Origin of the sequence: Desulfosarcina ovata subsp. ovata (genome assembly GCF_009689005.1) — a bacterium.
In the GTDB taxonomy this organism is placed as follows: domain Bacteria; phylum Desulfobacterota; class Desulfobacteria; order Desulfobacterales; family Desulfosarcinaceae; genus Desulfosarcina; species Desulfosarcina ovata.
On record NZ_AP021879.1, the window covers coordinates 7,609,807 to 7,630,248 of the forward strand.

A 20,442-nucleotide genomic window follows, 5' to 3' on the forward strand; every position below is an offset into this window, starting at 1 on the left:
GGATGTGGACGTTATGCCGCAACGAATAGAAATTACGCTCACGGAAAACCTTGTGGATGCCGAAGGGGAAGCCCTTCGCCATAAAGCCAAGAACTACTTCGATATCGACATCGACACGGTACGCACGATCCAGATCGTGACCATCGATGCGGATCTGGCCGATGCCCAGGTCGAGACGGCACGTAGCGAAATCTTTACCAATCCGGTGACCCAGGTCTCGGACCTGACGCCGCTGGCCGTGGATTTCGACTGGATCATCTGGATCGGTTTCCGGCCCGGCGTGCGCGACAACCCCGGGGCCACGGCCGTGGAGGCGGTGGAGGATCTCCTGCGCGTGAAACTGGCTCCCGGCCAGGCAATCTATACCTCCCGGCGCTATTGTCTCAAGGGCGCCACCATCACCCGCCAGGATGCCGAGAAGATCGCCGGTGAGATCCTGGCCAATGACATCATCCAGCAATGGGCCGTGTACGACCGCAGCCAGTGGGATCCTGGGACCGGCATCGGTTTTGTCATCCCCAAGGTGATTCTCGATCACACCCCCGAGGTGACCACGCTGGCCATCGACAGCGATGCGACCCTGGCGCGGCTCAGCGACGAGCGCAGCCTCTCCCTCAATCCCAGCGACATTCCCACCATCCGGGCCTATTTCCTCGACCCGGTGGTTCAGCGCCAGCGCCAAGCGGTCTCCCTCGGCGACCCCACCGATGTGGAGCTGGAGTACATTTCCCAGGGGCGCAGCGATCACTGCAACCACAACACCTTTGGCGGACGCTTTTACTACCGCGACCTGTCGACCGGTGAGAGCGAGACCATCGAGAGCCTCTTCAAGACCTATATCGAGGCGCCCACCCTGGCCCTGCAGAAGAAAAAACCGTGGGTGGTGTCGGTGCTGTGGGACAACGCCGGCGTGGGGCGCTTTGATGACGACAATTGCTACACCATCACCGGCGAGACCCATAACTCGCCCTCCAACATGGAGGCCTACGGCGGCGCGATTACCGGTATCGTCGGCATCTACCGCGATCCCATGGGTACCGGCAAGGGGTCCCGGCTGATCATGGGCAGTTATGGGTACTGCGTGGGGCCCCGGGATTACGCCGGCGATCTCAAACCCAAACTGCATCCCAAACGACTCTTGGATGGCGTGATCGAAGGCGTGCGCGACGGTGGCAACAAGAGCGGCATCCCGACCCCCTTCGGACAGGTGATGTTTCATCCCGGATATCTTGGCAAGTGCCTGGTGTTCGTCACCGCCCTGGGGATCATGCCGGCAACGGTCGACGGCGCGCCGTCGGACCGGAAGACCATCTACCCCGGCGATCTGGCGATCATGTGCGGCGGCCGGGTGGGCAAGGACGGTATCCACGGGGTGACCGCCTCGTCGGCCACCTTTTCCGCGAACACCCCGGCCGGCCATGTGCAGATCGGCGACCCCTACACCCAGAAGAAGATGCACGATTTTCTGCTGGAGGCCCGTGACGAAGGGCTGATTCGCTTCATTACCGACAACGGCGGGGGCGGACTCTCCTCGTCGGTGGGGGAGAGCGCCCGTTTTTCGGGCGGCTGCGAGATTCAACTGGAGAAGGTGCCGCTGAAATACGACGGCCTGGACCAGTGGGAAATCTGGGTTTCCGAATCCCAGGAGCGCATGACCGTGGCCATCGATCCCAGGCACCTGGATCGTTTCATGGCCCTGTCGCGGTTGCATGCCGTGGAGAGCACGGTGATCGGTACCTATACCGACAGCGGCAAGATTCACATCACTTACAACGGCGTCACCTGCGCGTACGTCGATCTGGATCTGCTCACCTCGGCTTTTCCCAAGTGGGAATTCGAGGCGGTCTGGCAGCCGCCGGAGCGGCGCGGACTCAGCGAGCCGGTCTTGGGCACCCCCATTGATATGGCCGGCCTGATCCTGGATCTTCTGGCCCGGCCGAACATTTGCTCCAAGGCGTGGGTCACCCGCCAGTACGACCACGAGGTGCAGGGCAGCAGCGTGATCAAGCCCCTGGTGGGCGCTGGTCAGGACATTCCCACAGACGCCGCCGTGATCCGTCCGGTGCTTGCCTCCCAGTGCGGACTGGTTTTCTCCCAGGCCCTGATTCCCATGTACTCGGCCATCGACGCCTATCACATGACCACCTGCACCATAGACGAGGCCGTGCGGCGGGCCATTGCCGTGGGCGGCGACCCCGGTCACCTGGGCGGGGTGGACAACTTCTGCTGGCCCAACATCCAGTATGACCCAAAGACAAATCCCGACGGCCGCCACAAGGCCGCCCAACTGGTGCGCGCCTGCAAGGCTTTGGAGCGCATGTGCCTGGCCTACGGGATCCCGCTTTTGTCGGGCAAGGACTCCATGTATGTGGACGGCCACCTGCCGGGCCGTTACGGCGAAACCCACAAGGTCTCCGCCCTGGAGACATTGCAGTTTTCGGTGACCGGCGTGATCGACGATGTTCGCCAGTGCATTACCCTGGACAGCAAGGTGGCCGGCGACCGGGTCTGGATCGTCGGCATGACCCGCGACGAGTTGGGCGGGTCCGAATATTACGACCATCTGGGCAAGATCGGGGTCAATGTGCCCACCGTGGACCCCGAGGCTTTTGCCGAGGTGTACCGGCGGATGGCCGATGCCATCCGCCAGGGGCTGCTGGCCTCCTGCCACGGCGTTTACCGCGGCGGCCTGGCCGTGCACTTGGGGCTGGTGGCCATGGCCGGTGAACTGGGGATGACCGTGGATCTGGCCAAGGTGCCGGCCGGGGACGCCTTGCGCAGCGACACCCTGCTGTTCTCGGAAAGTGCCGGCCGGTTTATCGTTACCGTGGCACCCGACAACCAGGATGCCTTTGCCGCCCTGTTTGCCGGCCGGCCGGCCGCCTGCGTGGGCGAGGTGACCCAGGCGCCGGAACTGGCGATTACCGGAACGGATGGCAAGAACCTGGCAACACTGAGCGTAGACGCAATGAAGGCGGCCTGGAAACGGCCTTTTGGGGATCTGATATGAGTGTGAAACCGAACGTACTGGTGCTGACGGGCTTTGGCCTGAACTGTGATCATGAGACGGCGTACGCCTTTGAGCTGGCCGGTGCCGTGGCCAACCGGGTGCACATCAACACCCTGATTGGCGGAGATGTCCGTCTGGACGATTTTCAGATCCTGGTCTTCGGTGGCGGCTTCAGTTGGGGTGACGACCACGGTGCCGGGGTGATCCAGGCCCTGCGCCTGAAAACCAACCTGGGCGACCGGCTGCTGGCCTTCGTGGCCGCCGACAAACTGGTCATGGGCATCTGCAACGGCTTCCAGACCCTGGTGAACCTGGGCCTGCTGCCCGGTATCGACGGCGACTACACCTGCCGCTCCGTGGCCCTGACCAACAACGACTGCGGCAATTTCCGGGATCAGTGGGTGCATCTGGCGGTCAACCCCGATTCGCCCTGCATTTTCACCCGGGGCATCGAGACCCTGGATCTGCCGGTGCGCCACGGTGAAGGCAAGTTCTATGCGGACGACAAAACGATCCAAACCCTGTCAGCGGGAAACCAGATCGCCCTGCGCTACGCCCTGCCCGACGGGCGGGTTGCCGACGGTACCTTTCCCCACAACCCCAACGGATCCCTGATGGACATCGCCGGCATCTGCGATCCCAGCGGACGGGTCTTCGGCCTGATGCCCCACCCCGAAGCCTACAACCACGTCACCAACCATCCGGCGTGGACCCGTCGCCTGGAAATGGACAAGCGGCGCGGGACGGTGCCCCCAACCACGGTGGGCGAGGGGATCCGGGTGTTCGAGAATGCCGTGGCCTACTTCAGCGGTTGATTGTGTCATCGCCGGCCTTGCGGACCGTTCATGTCGTTCAATAAGAAATATTTAAAAGCGATCTTCAAAGATGAACGGATCCGGTCCTGGCTGCAATTCAGCTTTTTGAGGATGTGGCTTTCCCGTTCATGCGTGCTTGCCGGAGGTGGCATACTGCATCGTGTAAAGCTTGAAGTACTCTCCCTTTTGGACGAGCAGGGTCTCGTGGGACCCCGTTTCCACGACATGGCCACCAACGATGACGGCGATGTGATCGGCGCCGGCAATGGTTGAGAGCCGGTGGGCGATGACGATGGTCGTGCGTCCGTGCATGAGGTTTTCAAGGGCCTTCTGAACCACGGCTTCGGCTTCGGAATCCAGCGAGGAGGTGGCCTCGTCCAGGATCAGGATCGGCGCATCCTTGATCAGCGCCCGGGCAATGCACAGCCGCTGTTTTTCACCGCCGGACAGGCGGCCGCCCAATTCACCGATCATGGTATCGTACCCGCTTGGAAAGCGCATGATGAAATCGTGGGCAAACGCCGCCCTGGCGGCGGCGACGATCTGTTCCTCCGTGGCCTCCGACCGGCCATAGGCGATATTATCGCGGACGGTTTCGTTGAAGAGGATCGGTTCCTGGGTGACAATGGCGATTTGCCGCCTGAGATCGGCAACGGCAAATTGGCGGATGTCAATACCGTCAATCAGAATTTTCCCCTCCGTGACGTCGTAAAAGCGGGGAATCAGATTGGCCAGGGTGCTTTTCCCGCCACCGCTCATGCCCACCAGAGCCAGCACCTCCCCCGGGTTGACGCTGATATTGACGCCGCTGAGAACGTCCTGGTCCCCATAACTGAAAGAGACGTTTTCGAAGTACAAATTATGGGTGCATGAAGCGATCTCATGGGGGGTGGGCGGATCAATGATGTCCGGTGGGGTTTCGATAATATCGAACACGCGATCGGCGGCGGCCATTCCGCGTTGAATCGAATTGTTCAAGCGGCTGATTTTTTTTACCGGATCATACAGAAGCAGAACACAGGCCAGGAAGCTCATGAATGTCCCCGGCGTGGTCTTGCCGGCGATGACCTCAGATCCGCCGTACCAGATAACAAAAGCGATGCCCAGCCCGCCGAAAAATTCCATGACCGGGGAGGAGATGGCCTGTACAATGACGCCTTTGATTTCCAGATCGAAGAGTCGACTGGTCCGATCAAAGAAACGCTGCTTTTCATGCTGTTCCATGCCGAAGGCCTTGACGATTTTGTTGCCGGCGAACGTTTCGTGCAGGAACGCGTTGAGGTCGGCCATGGCCTGCTGGCAGCCGGTGCTGACCCGGCGAACCTTGCGGCCCAGGATAAACACCGGCCAGAACGCGGCAGGAAGAACGATGAAGGCAAGAATCGCCATGCGCCAGTTCTGGTAAAGGATCACCGCCGCCAGCCCGATGATGGTGGAGATGTCGCGCAAGGACGAGGTGACGGCGGTTGACACCATCGATTTAAGGATATTGACATCGTTGGTGATTCGCGACATGAGGGTACCGGTGCGTTCTTTCTGAAAAAAGGCCAGGGACAGATCCTGAATGCGATCATAAAGCTGGTTGCGCAGCCGACGAATAATATCTTCGCCAACGTAGTTCATGAAATATTCCTGTCCGTAGCTGCCCACCCCCTTGATCAAAAAAACGGCAATCACCACCAGCGGCAGCAGCAACAGCCCGCTGGTATCGCGGTTGACGAAAATGTCGTCGATCACCGGTTTGATCAGGTAGCCCATTGCCGTCGTGGATGCCGATACCAGCAGGCTGCACCCGGCCGCCAAAATCAATCGTCCGCTATTTTTTTTGATCAGGGACAACAGGTCTCGATGGCGATTTTTTATTTTCATGCCAAAGAAATGGTTCACATTCATTCCCTTTGCTGCGGGTCACTGCCCTGTTTATTGCGAACTCAATGGTTCAGGCTATTAACCCAAGGACCGTTTTTTGTAAATGATCAGGATTGAAATGAACGGAAGGTGGCTCCATTCAGGAAGGGCCGCTTTGTGGGATAGGCATTGCCAAGGCGTAGCCGGCATTATATAAAAACGACCAAAAAAGAACCTGCTGGCCTGGCAATACAGCTGGTTTTTGTCCGCTGAATCCCAAGGCGGACCCACACTGGCGAATGGACGGTAATAATGCCCTATGATGAAATCGATCTGTCAAAAATAACCACCTATTCGGCTGCCGGGCGGGCATCGAAGGTTTCCACCAATATCGAGGGAAAGCCACTGCGAGCCGGTATGCGGATGGCCGAATTCCTGGAACGCCTGCCGTCAGTGCTCAAGACCGACGAACTCAAGGCCGTGGCCCGGGCAGTGGCGGCGGCCCGGCGCCTGAAAAAGCCGGTGATCGTGATGTTCGGCGGGCATGTGATCAAGACCGGGTGTGCACCGGTGCTGGCCGGACTGGCTGCCGACGGCTTCATTACCCATTTGGCCTCCAACGGCGCCGCCGCCATTCACGACACCGAACTGGCCCGCTTCGGCAGCACTTCCGAGGATGTGGCCGCCCAACTGGCCGACGGCTCCTTCGGCATGGCCGCCGATACCGCCCTTTTGGTCAATGACGCGGCCCGGCGGGCAGCTGCCGGCAAAGAAGGCTTCGGCGAGGCGGTGGGGGCACTGCTGCTCGAGGAAAACGCGCCCCATGTCGATCGGGCCTTGATCGCCCGGGCCTACCGTCTGAAAATTCCCTACACCCTGCATGTGGCCATGGGCACCGATATTGTTCATCAGCATCCCACGGCCTCCGGTGCCGCCATCGGTGAGGCTTCCCTGCGGGATTTCCGCATTTTCGCGGCCAGCGTGGCCGAATTGGGCGGCGGCGGGGTGGTGCTCAACCTGGGCAGTGCGGTGATCATGCCGGAGGTGTTCCTGAAGGCCATTTCCGTGGCGCGCAACTTGGGCCATCCGGTCGTGGACTTCACCACGGCCAATTTCGATATGATCCAGCACTACCGCCCGGGGATGAATGTGGTCCGGCGGCCGGTCCTGGGCGGTGGCAGCGGATACGCCATTACCGGTCATCATGAGATCATGATTCCCTTGCTGGCCGTGGCGATCTACGAGGCGGCATGATCGTTAAAAGTGCTGCAAAAGACGCTGGTGTATGCTATGTAAGCCCACTTTTTGACGCATGGATTGGCGGGATGGTTAGCCCTTCGCCAATTTGAATGAAGCAAGAGGAGCAACCATGCTTGACACGATGATCGATCAGCATGTGCGGTGTCTGCAAAATCTGAAAACCATCGCGCCGGCGATCCAGGCTGCCGGAGAGACTATGTTGGCCTGCCTTCTGGCCGGCGCCAAAATCATGGCCTGTGGCAACGGGGGCAGTGCCGGTGATGCCCAGCACTTTGCCGCCGAGATCGTCGGCCGTTTCGAACGGGAGCGGAGGGCTTACCCGGCCGTGGCGCTGACCACCGATACCTCGATTCTCACTGCCGTGGGTAACGACTACGGGTACCGGGAAGTTTTCGCCCGGCAGGTGGAAGGACTCGGCCGTTCCGGCGACGTGCTCATTGGCATTTCCACATCGGGGCACTCCGACAACGTGATCCGGGCCGTGGAATCCGCCCGGTCCATGGGGATCGCCACCATCGGCCTGCTGGGCAAGGACGGCGGTGCTCTGAAATCGCGGGTCGACCGGGCCATCGTGGTGTCCAGCGACACCACGGCGCGCATCCAGGAGGCGCACATTTTTATCCTGCACTACTGGGCCTGGCAGATCGAGAGCGGATTGCCGGCGGGCAGGGGCGATTCGGTATGACGGCACCTGTATCTTCCCTTTACAAGGATCTTCCCGGCCGCCTGGAGCGGACAACGATGCTCGTGGTCGGCGATCTGATGCTGGACCGCTACTACTGGGGCGAGGTGCGCCGCATTTCCCCCGAGGCTCCGGTGCCGGTGGTCAAGGTCAACGAGAAGACCTTCTCTCTCGGCGGTGCCGGCAACGTGGCCGCCAACCTCGCCGGGCTGGGCTGCCGCGTTTTTCTGATGGGGGTGGTCGGTGCCGATGCGACGGCGCAAAAGATCAGCGCCATGCTGGCAGACGCCCATATCACCGATCACTGCCTGGTGGACACCCGGCGGCCCACCATTACCAAGACGCGTATCATGGCCGGCAAGCAGCAGGTGGTGCGGCTTGACGAGGAGAGCGGCAACGACATCGATGCGGCCATGGCGGCGAGTATCCTCGAGTCGATCAAACCGATGCTTTCATCGGTGGGCGCGGTGGTCCTTTCTGATTACGGCAAGGGCATGTTCCGGCGCATCGACGACGTTCAGCGGATCATCCAGGCCTGCCAAAAGGCGGGGGTGCCGGTTTTCGTCGATCCCAAAGACAGTGACTGGCAGCGTTATGCCGGCGCCACTGCGGTAACCCCCAACACCGCGGAACTGGAGCAGGTGCATGGTGCCCGGATTGGCGATGAGAAGTCCCTGGTGGATGTTGCCGGGACGTTGCGCCGGCGGCTTTCCCTCGACTGGCTGCTGGTTACCCGGGGGGGCAGGGGGATGGCCCTTTTCGGTGATGCCAACGGTCCGGTGATGATTGCTGCCCGCACCCGGGAGGTGTTTGATGTCTCCGGTGCCGGCGACACGGTCATCGCCACCCTGGCCGCCTGTGTGGGCGCGGGGCTGGATGTTGCCGCTGCCGCCGGGGTGGCCAATGTGGCGGCTGGTATCGTGGTTGCGAAAGTCGGCACGCAGCCGGTGCGCATGGACGAACTGGTCCGTGAACTGGCCGACACCGGGCAGTCGCGGCCGTCTTCAACGCTGTGGAAGGTTGCCGACCCCCAGGAGGCCGCGGCGCGGCTTTCCCGCTGGCGGCAGGCCGACCAGCGCATCGTTTTCACCAACGGTTGCTTCGATCTGTTGCATCCCGGTCATGTCAGCCTGCTGCACCAGGCCCGCCATCTGGGCGACCGGTTGATCGTGGGCCTGAACACGGATGCCTCCATTCGCCGGCTCAAGGGCGAGAGCCGGCCCATCCTGCCCGGCGAGGACCGGGCCGCCATCCTGAGCGCCCTGGAGGATGTGGATATGGTGGTTTTCTTCGACGAAGACACCCCATTGACCCTGATCGGCCAGCTCAAGCCGGACATCCTGGTCAAGGGGGCGGATTACCGCATCGAGGATGTGGTCGGCAGAAACGTTGTCGAAGCCTACGGCGGCCAGGTCCGCCTGGTGGATATCCTGCCCGGGCACAGCACCACCGCCATCGCCCGCAAACTGTCATCCAACGGCAATCAACCCGATAGAGGAGAAACCCATGGCCATTAACCCGGAACTGCTCGACATTCTTGCCTGCCCCAAATGCAAAGGCGACATTCATCTCAACGAGGCCGAGGACGGCCTGGTCTGCGATGCCTGCAAACTGGTTTACGAAATCCGCGATGATATTCCGATCATGCTCATCGAAGAAGCCAAACCCCTGGCCACTGCGTAAGCGATCCGGTTATCCATGAGCCGCCCCCAGCCCCCCAAACCGGCCAAGCCGATCGTGGGATTTTTTTTAAAGGAGCGATCCCTGGCCGCGGACATCGCCGGGATGCTGCAGGCCCGACTGGGCCCTGTGGACATGATCAGCCCCTGGCTCGACTTTGATTTTACCAGCTACTACGAAAAGGAGATGGGGGCGCCCCTTTTCCGTCGGCTGATGGTTTTCAAACCGCTGATCGAACAAACCCGGCTGGCCGCGATCAAACGGATGACCAACGAACTGGAAAACACGCTTCAACGCGGGGGCCGGCGCCGGGTGAACATCGATCCCGGTTACCTGCTTCCCGAACGCTTTGTCCTGGCCACCGGGAAGAATTTTACTCACCGCATCTACATCGGCGAGGGGATTTATGCCGACCTGACCCTGATTTACCGGAAAGGCGTTTTTCGCACGCTGCCATGGACCTACCCGGACTATGCCGACCGGCGTCTGATTGACTTTTTAACCCTGGTTCGAAATAAGTATATGATCGACCTTAAAAAAGAGCTGGCCCGGAAGCCGGATGCGCTGCCCGGCAGTGCATCGCCCGACGCCGGCGGGGAGTTTTCATGATCAAGAGCATGACCGCCTACGCCCGGGTGGAACAGCAGGTCGCGCCGTTCACCTTCCGTATCGAGGTGCGAACGTACAACAGCCGCCACCTGGACGTGGCCCTGAAACTGACCCACGGTTTCGAACCGCTGGAGGAGCGCATCAAGACCCGCATTGCCGGGACCGTGGCCCGGGGACGGGTGGAGATCCGTGTGATCATCCAGGACGAGTCCGAGGCGAGCACGGTGTTCGAGGTCAACCTGCCGCGGGCGAAAGCCTATCATCGGGCGCTGTGCGATCTGAACCAGGCCCTGGGAAAAAGCGACCCCGTCGCCATGGAGACGGTCCTGGCCACAGGTGGGCTGATCCAGACGGTAGAGGTGGAAAAGGATGTGGATGCGGTCTGGCGGCAGTTACAGCCGTGTCTAGCCAAGGCGCTTGCCGATCTGGACGCCATGCGCCGGGTGGAGGGGGCCAATCTGGCCGAGGACTTCAAACAGCGCCTGGCTGCCATCGAAACCATGCTGGCAGAGATCGACGCGCAGGCCGGTCAGGTGCCTGAAATGTACCGCCAGCGGCTTGTCGAGCGCATCGAGGCGCTGACCCATGGCATCGTCGAGATCGATCAGACCCGCATTGCCCAGGAAGCAGCCTTGTTGGCCGACCGCAGCGATATTTCCGAGGAGATCGTGCGGGCCAGAAGCCACATCCAGCAGTTCCGCTCGCTCATGGCCGACGACGCACCGGCCGGCCGGCCGCTCAATTTTCTGCTGCAGGAGTTCAACCGCGAGTTCAACACCATGGGCTCCAAATCGGGCAAGGCGAGCATGTCCCACACGATCGTGGCGGTGAAATCGGAGCTGGAGAAATTGCGCGAACAGGTTCAGAATGTCGAGTAGACCCACTGAGCGGATCGGGGAGCGCTGATCATGGAAAAAAAACTGCTCAATATCGGTTTCGGCAACACGGTGGTGGCCGAACGGGTGGTGGCCATTGTCTCCCCCAGTTCCTCGCCCATGAAGCGGCTCAAGGACGAGGCCCGCGAACAGCGGCATCTGGTGGATGCGACCCAGGGACGGCGGACCCGGGCCATCATTGTCATGGACAGCAATCATATCGTGTTGTCCGCGATCCAGTTCGAAACCGTGGCCCAGCGGTTCGAGGATTTGAAAAAGGAAAAGGTGAGTGTGAATGGACCCGATGGCCCCCAATGATCCGGTCGCACCGGATAAATCTGCTGGCAGTGGTCGTCTTTTTGTGGTTTCGGCCCCGTCGGGTGCCGGTAAGAGCACCTTGTGCCAGGCCGCCCGTAAGCAATTGCCGGACCTGGTCTACTCGGTCAGTTCGACCACCCGCCCACCGCGTTCCGGGGAGCAGGACGGGCGCGATTACTTCTTTGTCAGCCGCGAGGATTTCCAAAAAGGCATTGACAAAGGCCTGTGGGTGGAGTGGGCCCAGGTGCACGACAACTACTACGGTACCTCGGCCCGTTTTATCGACGGCCATCTGGCCGCCGGGCGGGATGTGCTCATGGACATTGACGTCCAAGGCGCCCGGCAGATCCTCGAGCGGTATCCGCAGACCATCACGATTTTTATCATGGTCCCCTCCATGGCGGCTTTGCGCCAGCGGCTTACCGCCCGCGGCCAGGACGACATGGACGTGATCGAAAAACGACTGCGCAATGCCAAGGCGGAAATCGCCCAGAAGGAACGCTACCGGTACGTGGTGGTCAACGATGACTTGCCGGCGGCCATCGACCGGTTTGTGCGCATCCTGAAAGGTGAGGCCGACTGAGATGGTTCCCAAGAACCGCCAGCGGCGGCCCGGACCGAATGCCAGGGAGGTATTATACGGCTTCCACCCGGTGATGGAGGCGCTGATGGCCGGCCGGCGGCGCATCAATGCCGTGATGATGGATCGCCAGGTGCCCTCCGAGCGCCAGGGCCGCGTCATCGAACTGGCCCAACCGCGCGGTATCCCTGTTCAGACGGTGACGGTAGAGGCGCTGCGCGCGGCCTGCGGCAGCGACCACCATCAGGGGGTGGCCATGACGGCCTCGCCGTTGCCCATGGCGACACTGGAATCGCTCTCGTTGCCCGAAACCGGTGGCGATGGCAGCTGCCTGTTGGTTCTTCTGGACAGCATCAAAGATCCCCACAACCTGGGGGCGATCGTGCGATCTGCGCACTGCGCGGGGGTCGATGCCCTGGTGATTCCCAAGGACCGTGCCGCCGGGGCCACCCCGGCGGTGTCCAAGGCCTCGGCCGGTGCCCTGGAACACACCCGGCTTTGTCAGGTGACCAACCTGACCCAGGCCATCGAATGGCTGAAAAAAAAAGGCGTTTGGGTGGCCGGATTGGCCATGGAAGCGCAGCAAACCGTTTTCCAGGCCGATCTGCAAGGCCCCCTGGCTTTGGTGGTGGGCGGGGAGGAGAAGGGACTGCGACCGCTGGTGCGGCAGGCGTGCGATTTCCTGGTCTCCATCCCTCTGTGCGGCCGCGTGGATTCGCTGAACGCTTCGGCTGCCGCCGCGGTGGTGCTCTTTGAAACCTATCGTCAGCGGCATGAACAGCACTGACCGTCCAATGGTGAACGATGAACCAAACATTTCCTCTCAGGAAGGAGGTGGGGCCGATGGCCAATGCAGAGAAAATCAAATACTCCCAGTTTGCCGAAGCGATTGTCAGCCTGATGAAATAGACACTGGCGGTAGGGGCCGGGCGATGGGCGGGCCGGTGGTTCGGCGCTGGTTGTTTAGCGCGATTGATGCCCTTTTCCCGTTTTGTTGCCGGCGTTGCGGTCACCTGTTCCTGCGCGGCGGTTCACAGCGGCCCGCAACCGACGGGGCCGTGGCAGACCCGGATCTGTCCCAGGCCCTGGCCGATCAGTTCTGTCCGGTCTGTCGTCAGCGCTGGACGGCGGTATCCTCGCCTTTTTGCAGTCGCTGCGGTCTGGTTTTTAAAAGCCGGGAAGGCGACAATCATCTGTGCGGCCGTTGCCTGGAGCGACCGGGGGCCTTTACCCGGGCCCGTGCGCTGGGCATTTACGACGAAACCCTGAGATCCGCCATTCATGCGCTGAAATTCAGGGGGATCGTCGCCTTGGCCGTCCCACTGGGTGACTTGCTGCTGGACGTCTTCCGGCGTCATTGGGAGCCAGGCGAGATCGATTTGGTCGCACCGGTGCCCCTTCACCGCCGGCGTTTCCGCCAGCGCGGTTTCAACCAGGCTTACCTGCTGATCCGGCACTGGAACCTCCCCACCGGAGGCACCATCGTCCGCGATCTGTTGGTGCGCCGGCGGGCCACGCCCCCCCAGACCGGCATGGACCGGCGGCAGCGCCGGAGGAACATCAAAAATGCCTTTGGGGTTAGGCAGCCCGGCCAGGCCGCCGGGAAACGGGTGCTGCTGGTGGACGATGTGCTGACCACAGGCGCCACTGCCGATGCCTGCGCCCGGACGCTTTTGCAGGCCGGCGCCGAACGGGTTGATCTGCTCACCCTGGCCAGGGCCCTGTGACCCTCGGCGGCTCCAAAGACGATGCTGTTGAAAAAAACGGTTGAGAGTCGGTGTCCCTTGCTGCTGCTGAAAAGAGAGCAAAACCAGCTGTTTCAATTCCCGGCCTTGAATCGTTTGCCGGGAGTGATCCACGCGATCACCACTCGGGCGGGCGGGGCCAGCTGGCCGCCTTTCGAGGGGATGAACCTGAGTTTCGGTGTTGGCGACGATCCGGTGGCGGTCACGTCCAATCGCCGGTGGCTGCACCGGCTTACCGGTGGCATTCATGTGTACAGCCGCCAGAATCACGGGACCACCGTCGGGGTGATTACACGGCAAACTCTGGGTGACCGTGACGCGGCCATCCAGACGGCACCGGTGGCCGCCGATGCCCTGATCACCGATGTGCCCGGCATTCGTCTGCTGATCCAGACCGCCGACTGCCAGGCGGTGATGCTGGTCGATCCGGTCAAGCGGGTGGTGGCCAACGTTCACAGTGGCTGGCGGGGCAGTGTGGCCAACATCATCGGCCATACGGTGGCCCGGATGATCACTGGGTTCGGTTGTGACCCCGGCGGCATGACGGCTGCCATCGGGCCTTCCCTGGGGCCGTGCTGTGCCGAGTTTGTCAACTATCGGACGGAGATCCCCGAGCCGCTGTGGCGGTTTCGGGTGGGGACGTGCCATTTCGATTTCTGGCGCATCAGCCGGCATCAACTGGTCGCTGCCGGTCTGTCGGCGGATAACCTGTTTGGTGCGGATATCTGTACCCGTTGCAACCCGCATCTTTTTTTCTCCTACCGGGTGTCGCGGCAAACCGGCCGGCTGGCCGCACTGATCGGTCTGGACGAACCGGTTGGTGGAAATCGTTGATTGACGGAGGCAGGGCTGCTTGAAAAGGAAATTTTACGATAGGGACGTGAGGAATTGAACGCATGATCATTCAGGATGCCATCGTGCTGTGGAATCAGGCGGCGGCCAAAGGATACTGGCGCCTGGGGCTGGCCTGTAGCGCCGGATTCGAATCCGCCCGGCCCGGGCAGTTCGTCATGGTTCGCGTGGGCCGCCAGAACCGTCCCCTGCTGCGCCGGCCCTTTTCCCTGCTGGGGCTGATTAAAGACGGGGAACAGGTGACCGGGATCGAAATCCTCTTCAAGGTGGTGGGCAAGGGCACCGAAGCCCTGGCCCGCTGCCGCGCCGGAGACTGGTTGTCGGTAATCGGGCCGCTGGGAAACGCGTTTCTGGTGCCGGACGACTGCCGCCAGCTGATTCTGGTGGCCGGCGGGGTCGGCGTGCCGCCGATCCGTTTTCTGGCGCAGTCGCTACTGGAACGAGAGGGGGCGCTGGATCGCTGCGTGGTGTTCATCGGCGGGAGAACCAAAGATGACCTGGTCTGTATCGGTGAGTTCGACCTGCCCGGATTTTTGCTGGACATTTCCACCGATGACGGCAGCCAGGGAAGTATGGGGGTGGTCACGAAAAGTTTGATGAAAACCCTGGATGCCGGTGCGGCCGACCTGATCTGTGCCTGCGGGCCCCCGGCCATGCTCAAGGCCGTGGCGGACATCGCCCTGGCGCGCAACATTCCCTGCCAGGTCTCCATCGAAGCCATGATGGCCTGCGGCATGGGCGCCTGCCTGGGGTGTGCCGTTCAGACGCGCGGCGATGCGGCGCGGTATCGCCACGTCTGCATGGACGGCCCGGTTTTCGATGCCCGCGAACTGGTCTGGTGACCGTGCCCGTCAGACGTAACACTTTAAGATTGACTTGAAAAATCAGCTATGGTAGAGGCACGTATTCCGATCAAGACCTTATCCGATGCCATGCTATCTTCGGAGAAAGGTCGACTCCCATGAAAAAAGAAACAAGAACCTGGATACGGGACCTGGCTTTTTATTCGAGCCTGGGCTTCTCCGTGTCACTCTCCATCTTTATCGGGTTGGGGATCGGGGTGTATCTGGACAGGCGCTTTGACACCGCACCATGGTTGATGCTTGTTTTCCTGGGGCTCGGTATCGCCGCCGGATACCGCAACATCGGCCTGGCGATTAAGAAGAGCCGTAAACTGTGACCTGAAGCCGCGAAGAAACGACGCCTACAGTGAACATTCAGCAGCGCTTACTCACATTCGTCACACGGTCCAACTGGGTGCTTCTGGCCTCTGTCAGTCTGCTGGGGTTCGTGGCCACTTCTCCCTCGTTTGCCCGGGGGCTGATCTTCGGCGGCCTGATCGTTACGATCAACTTTCATCTTCTGGCCAGAACGCTGAAAAACGCGCTCCGCCCGTCGCGGCTGGCATCTCCCAATGTGGTTCTCGTTAAATATTACATCCGCTTCATCATCAGCGGCGTGATCATCTTTTTTCTCATCCGCCAGCAGGTGGTGAATCCCATCGGTCTGTTTCTCGGTCTTTCCGTTGTGGTGGTCAGCATCACCCTGGCCACCATGGTTGAGCTTAAAAAACTAATTTTCAAGGAGGCGGTCTAAGGATGGAGCATCCCTATCTATTTTTCGTCAAGATTTTTGAAGCGATCGGCCTGGGACATTTCGCCCACACTTATACCCATGTGGTTTACTCCTGGGTGCTCATGGCGATTCTGATCATCGGCGGCGCCCTGGCCACCAAAACCATTTCCATGATTCCGGGAAAGACCCAGAACCTGTTCGAAGTGATCGTTTCCGGAATTGAGGAGTTCATGGTGGAGACGGCCGGTGAAGAGGCCCGCTGGCTGTTCCCTTTGGCGGGTACGGTTTTCCTTTATGTTTTTATCGGTAACCTGATCGGAATCATCCCCGGATTCTTTCCGCCCACCGCCAATCTCAACACCACTGCATCCGTTGCTATCGTTGTCGTGGTCTTCACCCACGTCATTGGTATCAAATATCATGGTGCGAAATACATCAAACACTTCATGGGACCGGTCTGGTGGATGTCGCCGCTGATCTTCATCATTGAGATCATCGGTCACTTGGCTCGAATTCTCTCCCTCTCTTTCCGTCTTTTTGGAAACATGATGGGACACGAGATCGTTCTGGCGATCCTCTTCGGTCTGGCCGGTGCTTTCTTTGCGCCGCTGCCGATCATGGCTCTGGGTATTTTTGTGGCCTTCGTGCAGGGATTTGTCTTTTTCCTGCTCTCCATCATCTACTTCTCAGGAGCCATGGAACACGCCCACTGATGCGGTAGCCGGCATACTTTGGATGAATGCCGATCCGCCGGTCAGCGGATCAGACCCGCCGGGTGGATTGGCTCAGGTTCAATCGAATTGGGGTAACTGGAAGAAGCCCTAACAACTATCAATCTTTTTAAGGAGGACGTGGAGAATATGGAAGCATTACAGTTTTTTATCGCATGTGTGACCGCCGCTGGGTTTGGTATTGCAATCGCCGCTTTCGGTTGTGGCCTCGGACAGGGCATGGGCCTCAAGGCCGCCGTTGAAGGCATCGCCCGCAATCCCGAATCTTCCGGTAAAGTCACCGTGACCATGCTGATCGGTCTGGCCATGATCGAATCTCTGTGTATTTACGCACTCGTTGTTTCCCTGATCCTGATCTACGCGCATCCCCAGGCTGCCGCCATCGCCGGACTGCTTGGCTAACACTGATTTTTCAGTACCCAGCACCTAAAAAAAGCCCCCTGCTGTGGCAGGGGGCTTTTTTTATGCGCCGCCAGCGAATCATGACGGCATGCGGTTTCCCAGAACCTTTTTAAGGTAGCGGCCCGTGTGGGAATCTTCGACCTGGCAGATATCCTCAGGGGTGCCCGCCGCCACGATGAATCCGCCACCGTCTCCTCCCTCCGGTCCAAGGTCGATGACGTGATCGGCCGTTTTGATGACGTCCAGGTTGTGTTCGATAATCACCACCGTATTACCGGCATCCACCAGGCGGCCGAGCACACCCAGCAATTTGCGGATATCGTCGGGGTGCAGGCCGGTGGTGGGTTCGTCGAGAATATACAGTGTATTACCGGTGCTGCGCCGACTGAGTTCACGGGCCAGTTTAATGCGTTGGGCCTCCCCGCCGGACAGCGTGGTGGCCGACTGGCCGATGGGAACATAGCCCAACCCCACATCGGCCAGGGTTTGGAGCTTGGTGCGGATGGCCTCGACATTCTGGAACATGGCCAGCCCCTGATTGACCGTCATGGCCAGCACTTCGGCGATGTTTCTGCCCTTGTAGCGGATTTCCAGTGTCTCCCGGTTATAGCGTTTGCCCCGGCACACATCGCAGGGGACATAGACGTCGGGCAGAAAATGCATCTCGATGCGGATAATACCGTCGCCACCGCAGGCTTCACAACGCCCCCCACGCATGTTGAAGCTGAAGCGGCCCGGTTTATACCCGCGCATGCGGGCCTCCGGGGTACGGCTGAACAGATCGCGGATCGGTGACAGCAGACCCGTATAGGTTCCCGGGTTGGAGCGTGGGGTTTTACCGATGGGAGACTGGTCGATGTCGATGATCTTATCGACCCGTTCAAGCCCGGCAATGGCCCCGAAGTGACCGGCCGACAGGTTGAGTTGCTGCAGACGCCGTCGGGCGGCCCGGTAAAGGGTCTCGATGACCAGGGTGGACTTGCCCGACCCGGAAACCCCGGTGACGCAGGTCAGCACCCCCAGGGGGAAGGTCACGTCGATGTTTTTCAGGTTGTTCTGGCAGGCACCGGTGATGCGGATTGATCCCTGGTCGGCGGGCCGGCGGCGTTCCGGCAGATCAATGCGCAGCCGTCCGGAAAGATACCTGCCGGTCAGTGAATGGGCATCGCCCAGCAACTGGGCGGGGGTGCCCTGGAAGACCACATGGCCGCCCTTCATTCCGGCGCCGGGGCCCATGTCCACCACATGATCGGCGGCAAGAATGGTCTCCTCGTCATGCTCCACCACCAATACCGAGTTGCCCATGTCGCGCATGCGGGTCAACGTGCCCAGCAGTCGGCTGTTGTCGCGTTGATGCAGACCGATGCTGGGCTCGTCCAGCACATAGAGAACGCCGGTCAGTTTGGCGCCGATCTGGGTGGCCAGGCGGATGCGCTGGCTCTCTCCGCCGGAGAGCGTATGGGCCGGCCGGTCGAGGGTCAGGTAGCCCAGCCCCACATCTTCCAGAAACGCCAGACGGGCGACAATCTCCTTGACGATTTTCTCGGCGATCAACCGGCGTTTGCCATCCGGATGGTGGGCTTTGAAGAAACGCAGCAGGTCGCTGATCGACCGTGCGGTCAACTTAAAGATGGGGATGCCGTCGATTTTTATCTGCCGGCTTTCCCGGCGCAGGCGTGAACCGTGGCAATGCGGGCAGGCATCCTCGGCCATATATTCAGCCAGGGTGTTTTTTTCTGCGGTTGAGCCGGCCTCGGCATATTGCCGGCTCAGTTGGGCGAGAATGCCTTCAAACGGTTTGGGCGTTTTTGTAGCGTGGCCGGCGGAACCAAATGGGATCTTTTGGTCTCCGGAACCGTGCATAAGCACCGATCTGAAGTGGTCGGGAAGATCCTGGTAGGGGGTATAGATGTCCACCCCGTAAAAGGTGGTCAGATCCTCCAGAAATTCGGCGAAGGCGACGGAATGGCGCTGGGCCCAGACGGCCACCGCGCCCTCCCTCAGGGAAAGCTCCGGATTGGGAACGATTCGAGCGGGGGAAAACGCCCTGACGATTCCCAAACCGTCGCAGTGAGGGCAGGCTCCGTGGGGTGAGTTGAAGGAAAAGCTGGACGGCGATAACTCCGGATAGCTGATGCCGCAGCGGAGACAGGCCGCCGTTTCGCTGAACCGCAGGGTCTCCTCCACGCTGTCCATGCGTTCTCCCACGAACGCCACTGCCACCTGCCCTTCGGATCTGCCGATGGCCAGTTCCATGGAGTCCGCCAGCCGGTTGCGAATCGTGGATTTCAGGATCAGGCGGTCAACGACCACATCGATCTGCTTGGGATGGATGCCGGCAGCGTCGCCCAGGCTCTCGAGATCATAAATTTTGCCGTCCATGCGGATGCGGGCGAAGCCCTCCTTGCGCAGCCGCTTGAACAATCCCTTGTGGCCGGAAGATGGATCGTGATGCAGGGGGGCAAGCACCAGCAGGCGGGCACCTTCCGGTCGCTGCATGACGGCGGTGACCATTTCATCGATACTCTGGGAGAGAATCGGCCGGCCGCACCGGTAGCAGTGGGCAACGCCGGTGCGGGCGTAAAGCAAACGGATGAAATCGTATATTTCGGTAACCGTGCCCACTGTTGAACGCGGGTTGTGGCTGGCTGTTTTCTGTTCGATGGCAATGGCCGGGGAGAGGCCTTCGATCAGGTCCACATCGGGTTTTTCCAGCCGTTCCAGGAACTGCCTGGCGTAGGTGGAGAGGGACTCCACATAGCGGCGCTGGCCTTCGGCGTAAAGGGTGTCAAAGGCAAGGGTCGACTTTCCGGAGCCGGAAAGCCCGGTGATGACCACCAGTTGGTTGCGCGGCAGGCAAAGACTGATATCTTTCAGGTTGTGTTGCCTGGCGCCCTCAATGGTTATGGTGTTCAGGGCTGTCACGGATTTGGATGGATGCCTGATGTAAGCGTCATTAATGTGTCGGTGTGACGGCAATCAAAGGGCCGATAAGCAACGCCCATCATACCGGGGACGTTCTGTTTTGTAAATTTATTTTACCGTCACCGGCCCATGGCGGTACGCTGGTAAGCGGGCAGATCTTTTTTTGATACCGATAGCGGTATTTTTCTTTCCTGCCGGAACTTAGGAAAAATATTGGGGGGATAAAATCGAAAATCATAGAAAAACAGAAGAAATCATAGAAAAATTGAGTTTACCGGTTTGTCCACACTTTGTTGATAACTCCCGATCTGCTTAAAATGCTTATGGAAAAATCCTGGCATCAAAAAACCTTGTATTTCGAAGCAGTTGCTTGGCAGTTAGACGGTAACTATCCAAAATCAAAACAAAAAATATTCTTTGTTAGTACCGTGTTAATAAAATGTTTAACCTCCTGTCTTTCGTATTGACTCCAAACCGCCGGTTCTGTATCTATCTCAGCAGTCGCCCTTTCTTGCGACGCCCTTTCCGAAAATCC

General features: G+C 60.2%; 20 protein-coding genes. 18 read left to right on the top strand and 2 right to left on the bottom strand.

Annotation, left to right across the window (positions count from 1 at the left end; genetic code table 11):
- Positions 1–13 precede the first annotated feature (13 nt).
- A complete protein-coding gene (locus tag GN112_RS33405) occupies positions 14–3,010 on the top strand; it encodes an AIR synthase-related protein (RefSeq protein WP_155314065.1) in 2,997 nt (998 codons plus the stop codon).
- Positions 3,007–3,825, top strand: coding sequence for a phosphoribosylformylglycinamidine synthase subunit PurQ (locus GN112_RS33410; RefSeq protein WP_155314066.1), 819 nt, complete (start codon positions 3,007–3,009; stop codon positions 3,823–3,825). The genes GN112_RS33405 and GN112_RS33410 overlap by 4 nt, the downstream gene beginning before the upstream one ends.
- A 126-nt stretch (positions 3,826–3,951) precedes the next feature.
- Here GN112_RS33410 and GN112_RS33415 read toward each other — a convergent pair whose 3' ends face one another.
- Entirely contained in the window at positions 3,952–5,694 is a 1,743-nt protein-coding gene (locus GN112_RS33415) for an ABC transporter ATP-binding protein (RefSeq protein ID WP_155314067.1), read from the bottom strand.
- 291 nt (positions 5,695–5,985) lie between these two features.
- On the opposite strand from GN112_RS33415, the gene GN112_RS33420 reads away from it, so the two are divergent.
- The 16 genes from GN112_RS33420 (at position 5,986) to atpE (ending at position 16,982) form a co-directional block, all read left to right on the top strand.
- Complete coding sequence (locus tag GN112_RS33420) at positions 5,986–6,927, top strand: GSU2086 family protein (protein ID WP_155314068.1); 942 nt, start codon at positions 5,986–5,988, stop codon at positions 6,925–6,927.
- Positions 6,928–7,042: 115 nt separating this feature from the next.
- A complete protein-coding gene (locus GN112_RS33425; RefSeq protein WP_155314069.1) occupies positions 7,043–7,618 on the top strand; it encodes a D-sedoheptulose-7-phosphate isomerase in 576 nt (191 codons plus the stop codon).
- The gene (gene hldE, locus GN112_RS33430; RefSeq protein WP_174247679.1) at positions 7,615–9,132 is read left to right on the top strand and encodes a bifunctional D-glycero-beta-D-manno-heptose-7-phosphate kinase/D-glycero-beta-D-manno-heptose 1-phosphate adenylyltransferase HldE; all 1,518 of its coding nucleotides are present in this window, start codon (positions 7,615–7,617) and stop codon (positions 9,130–9,132) included. The genes GN112_RS33425 and hldE overlap by 4 nt, the downstream gene beginning before the upstream one ends.
- Positions 9,122–9,298, top strand: a complete 177-nt coding sequence (locus GN112_RS33435) for a Trm112 family protein (RefSeq protein ID WP_155314070.1) — start codon at positions 9,122–9,124, stop codon at positions 9,296–9,298. The genes hldE and GN112_RS33435 overlap by 11 nt, the downstream gene beginning before the upstream one ends.
- Positions 9,299–9,313: 15 nt before the next feature.
- Positions 9,314–9,904 (top strand): DUF4416 family protein, encoded by a 591-nt coding sequence (locus GN112_RS33440; protein ID WP_155314071.1) that lies wholly within the window; start codon positions 9,314–9,316, stop codon positions 9,902–9,904.
- The gene (locus GN112_RS33445) at positions 9,901–10,782 is read left to right on the top strand and encodes a YicC/YloC family endoribonuclease (RefSeq protein ID WP_155314072.1); all 882 of its coding nucleotides are present in this window, start codon (positions 9,901–9,903) and stop codon (positions 10,780–10,782) included. The genes GN112_RS33440 and GN112_RS33445 overlap by 4 nt, the downstream gene beginning before the upstream one ends.
- Positions 10,783–10,812: 30 nt before the next feature.
- Positions 10,813–11,097: a DUF370 domain-containing protein gene (locus tag GN112_RS33450; protein ID WP_155314073.1), complete on the top strand. Its 285-nt coding sequence runs from the start codon at positions 10,813–10,815 to the stop codon at positions 11,095–11,097.
- Positions 11,075–11,680 carry a guanylate kinase gene (gmk, locus tag GN112_RS33455; protein WP_231717209.1) on the top strand — a complete coding sequence of 202 codons (606 nt, stop codon included), beginning with the start codon at positions 11,075–11,077 and terminating at the stop codon, positions 11,678–11,680. The genes GN112_RS33450 and gmk overlap by 23 nt, the downstream gene beginning before the upstream one ends.
- Before the next feature lies 1 nt (position 11,681).
- Positions 11,682–12,464 (top strand): 23S rRNA (guanosine(2251)-2'-O)-methyltransferase RlmB, encoded by a 783-nt coding sequence (gene rlmB, locus GN112_RS33460; RefSeq protein ID WP_155314074.1) that lies wholly within the window; start codon positions 11,682–11,684, stop codon positions 12,462–12,464.
- Between the two features lie 145 nt (positions 12,465–12,609).
- Positions 12,610–13,404: a ComF family protein gene (locus tag GN112_RS33465; RefSeq protein ID WP_162459241.1), complete on the top strand. Its 795-nt coding sequence runs from the start codon at positions 12,610–12,612 to the stop codon at positions 13,402–13,404.
- A gap of 21 nt (positions 13,405–13,425) precedes the next feature.
- Entirely contained in the window at positions 13,426–14,256 is an 831-nt protein-coding gene (locus GN112_RS33470; protein WP_155314076.1) for a purine nucleoside phosphorylase YfiH/LACC1 family protein, read from the top strand.
- Between the two features lie 62 nt (positions 14,257–14,318).
- Positions 14,319–15,116, top strand: coding sequence for a dihydroorotate dehydrogenase electron transfer subunit (locus tag GN112_RS33475; RefSeq protein ID WP_155314077.1), 798 nt, complete (start codon positions 14,319–14,321; stop codon positions 15,114–15,116).
- Positions 15,117–15,235: 119 nt separating this feature from the next.
- Positions 15,236–15,454, top strand: coding sequence for an AtpZ/AtpI family protein (locus tag GN112_RS33480; RefSeq protein ID WP_155314078.1), 219 nt, complete (start codon positions 15,236–15,238; stop codon positions 15,452–15,454).
- Positions 15,455–15,483: 29 nt separating this feature from the next.
- Complete coding sequence (locus GN112_RS33485; RefSeq protein ID WP_155314079.1) at positions 15,484–15,870, top strand: ATP synthase subunit I; 387 nt, start codon at positions 15,484–15,486, stop codon at positions 15,868–15,870.
- 2 nt (positions 15,871–15,872) lie between these two features.
- The gene (gene atpB / locus GN112_RS33490; RefSeq protein WP_155314080.1) at positions 15,873–16,562 is read left to right on the top strand and encodes a F0F1 ATP synthase subunit A; all 690 of its coding nucleotides are present in this window, start codon (positions 15,873–15,875) and stop codon (positions 16,560–16,562) included.
- Positions 16,563–16,709: 147 nt separating this feature from the next.
- A complete protein-coding gene (gene atpE, locus GN112_RS33495) occupies positions 16,710–16,982 on the top strand; it encodes an ATP synthase F0 subunit C (RefSeq protein ID WP_155314081.1) in 273 nt (90 codons plus the stop codon).
- 78 nt (positions 16,983–17,060) lie between these two features.
- Here the strand turns inward: atpE and uvrA are convergent, their stop codons facing one another.
- On the bottom strand, positions 17,061–19,907 hold the full coding sequence (gene uvrA / locus GN112_RS33500; RefSeq protein ID WP_155314082.1) for an excinuclease ABC subunit UvrA: 2,847 nt from the start codon (positions 19,905–19,907) through the stop codon (positions 17,061–17,063).
- Positions 19,908–20,442 lie beyond the last annotated feature (535 nt).

Coding starts and splice junctions, on each gene's coding strand:
- gmk (WP_231717209.1), top strand. CDS start 11,075: ATGGACCCGATGGCCCCCAATGATCCGGTCGCACCGGATAAATCTGCT.
- atpB (WP_155314080.1), top strand. CDS start 15,873: ATGGAGCATCCCTATCTATTTTTCGTCAAGATTTTTGAAGCGATCGGC.
- GN112_RS33475 (WP_155314077.1), top strand. CDS start 14,319: ATGATCATTCAGGATGCCATCGTGCTGTGGAATCAGGCGGCGGCCAAA.
- GN112_RS33465 (WP_162459241.1), top strand. CDS start 12,610: ATGGGCGGGCCGGTGGTTCGGCGCTGGTTGTTTAGCGCGATTGATGCC.
- rlmB (WP_155314074.1), top strand. CDS start 11,682: ATGGTTCCCAAGAACCGCCAGCGGCGGCCCGGACCGAATGCCAGGGAG.
- hldE (WP_174247679.1), top strand. CDS start 7,615: ATGACGGCACCTGTATCTTCCCTTTACAAGGATCTTCCCGGCCGCCTG.
- GN112_RS33440 (WP_155314071.1), top strand. CDS start 9,314: ATGAGCCGCCCCCAGCCCCCCAAACCGGCCAAGCCGATCGTGGGATTT.
- GN112_RS33450 (WP_155314073.1), top strand. CDS start 10,813: ATGGAAAAAAAACTGCTCAATATCGGTTTCGGCAACACGGTGGTGGCC.
- GN112_RS33420 (WP_155314068.1), top strand. CDS start 5,986: ATGCCCTATGATGAAATCGATCTGTCAAAAATAACCACCTATTCGGCT.
- GN112_RS33480 (WP_155314078.1), top strand. CDS start 15,236: ATGAAAAAAGAAACAAGAACCTGGATACGGGACCTGGCTTTTTATTCG.
- atpE (WP_155314081.1), top strand. CDS start 16,710: ATGGAAGCATTACAGTTTTTTATCGCATGTGTGACCGCCGCTGGGTTT.
- GN112_RS33405 (WP_155314065.1), top strand. CDS start 14: ATGCCGCAACGAATAGAAATTACGCTCACGGAAAACCTTGTGGATGCC.
- GN112_RS33425 (WP_155314069.1), top strand. CDS start 7,043: ATGCTTGACACGATGATCGATCAGCATGTGCGGTGTCTGCAAAATCTG.
- GN112_RS33415 (WP_155314067.1), bottom strand. CDS start 5,694: ATGAAAATAAAAAATCGCCATCGAGACCTGTTGTCCCTGATCAAAAAA.
- GN112_RS33410 (WP_155314066.1), top strand. CDS start 3,007: ATGAGTGTGAAACCGAACGTACTGGTGCTGACGGGCTTTGGCCTGAAC.
- GN112_RS33445 (WP_155314072.1), top strand. CDS start 9,901: ATGATCAAGAGCATGACCGCCTACGCCCGGGTGGAACAGCAGGTCGCG.
- GN112_RS33435 (WP_155314070.1), top strand. CDS start 9,122: ATGGCCATTAACCCGGAACTGCTCGACATTCTTGCCTGCCCCAAATGC.
- GN112_RS33470 (WP_155314076.1), top strand. CDS start 13,426: ATGCTGTTGAAAAAAACGGTTGAGAGTCGGTGTCCCTTGCTGCTGCTG.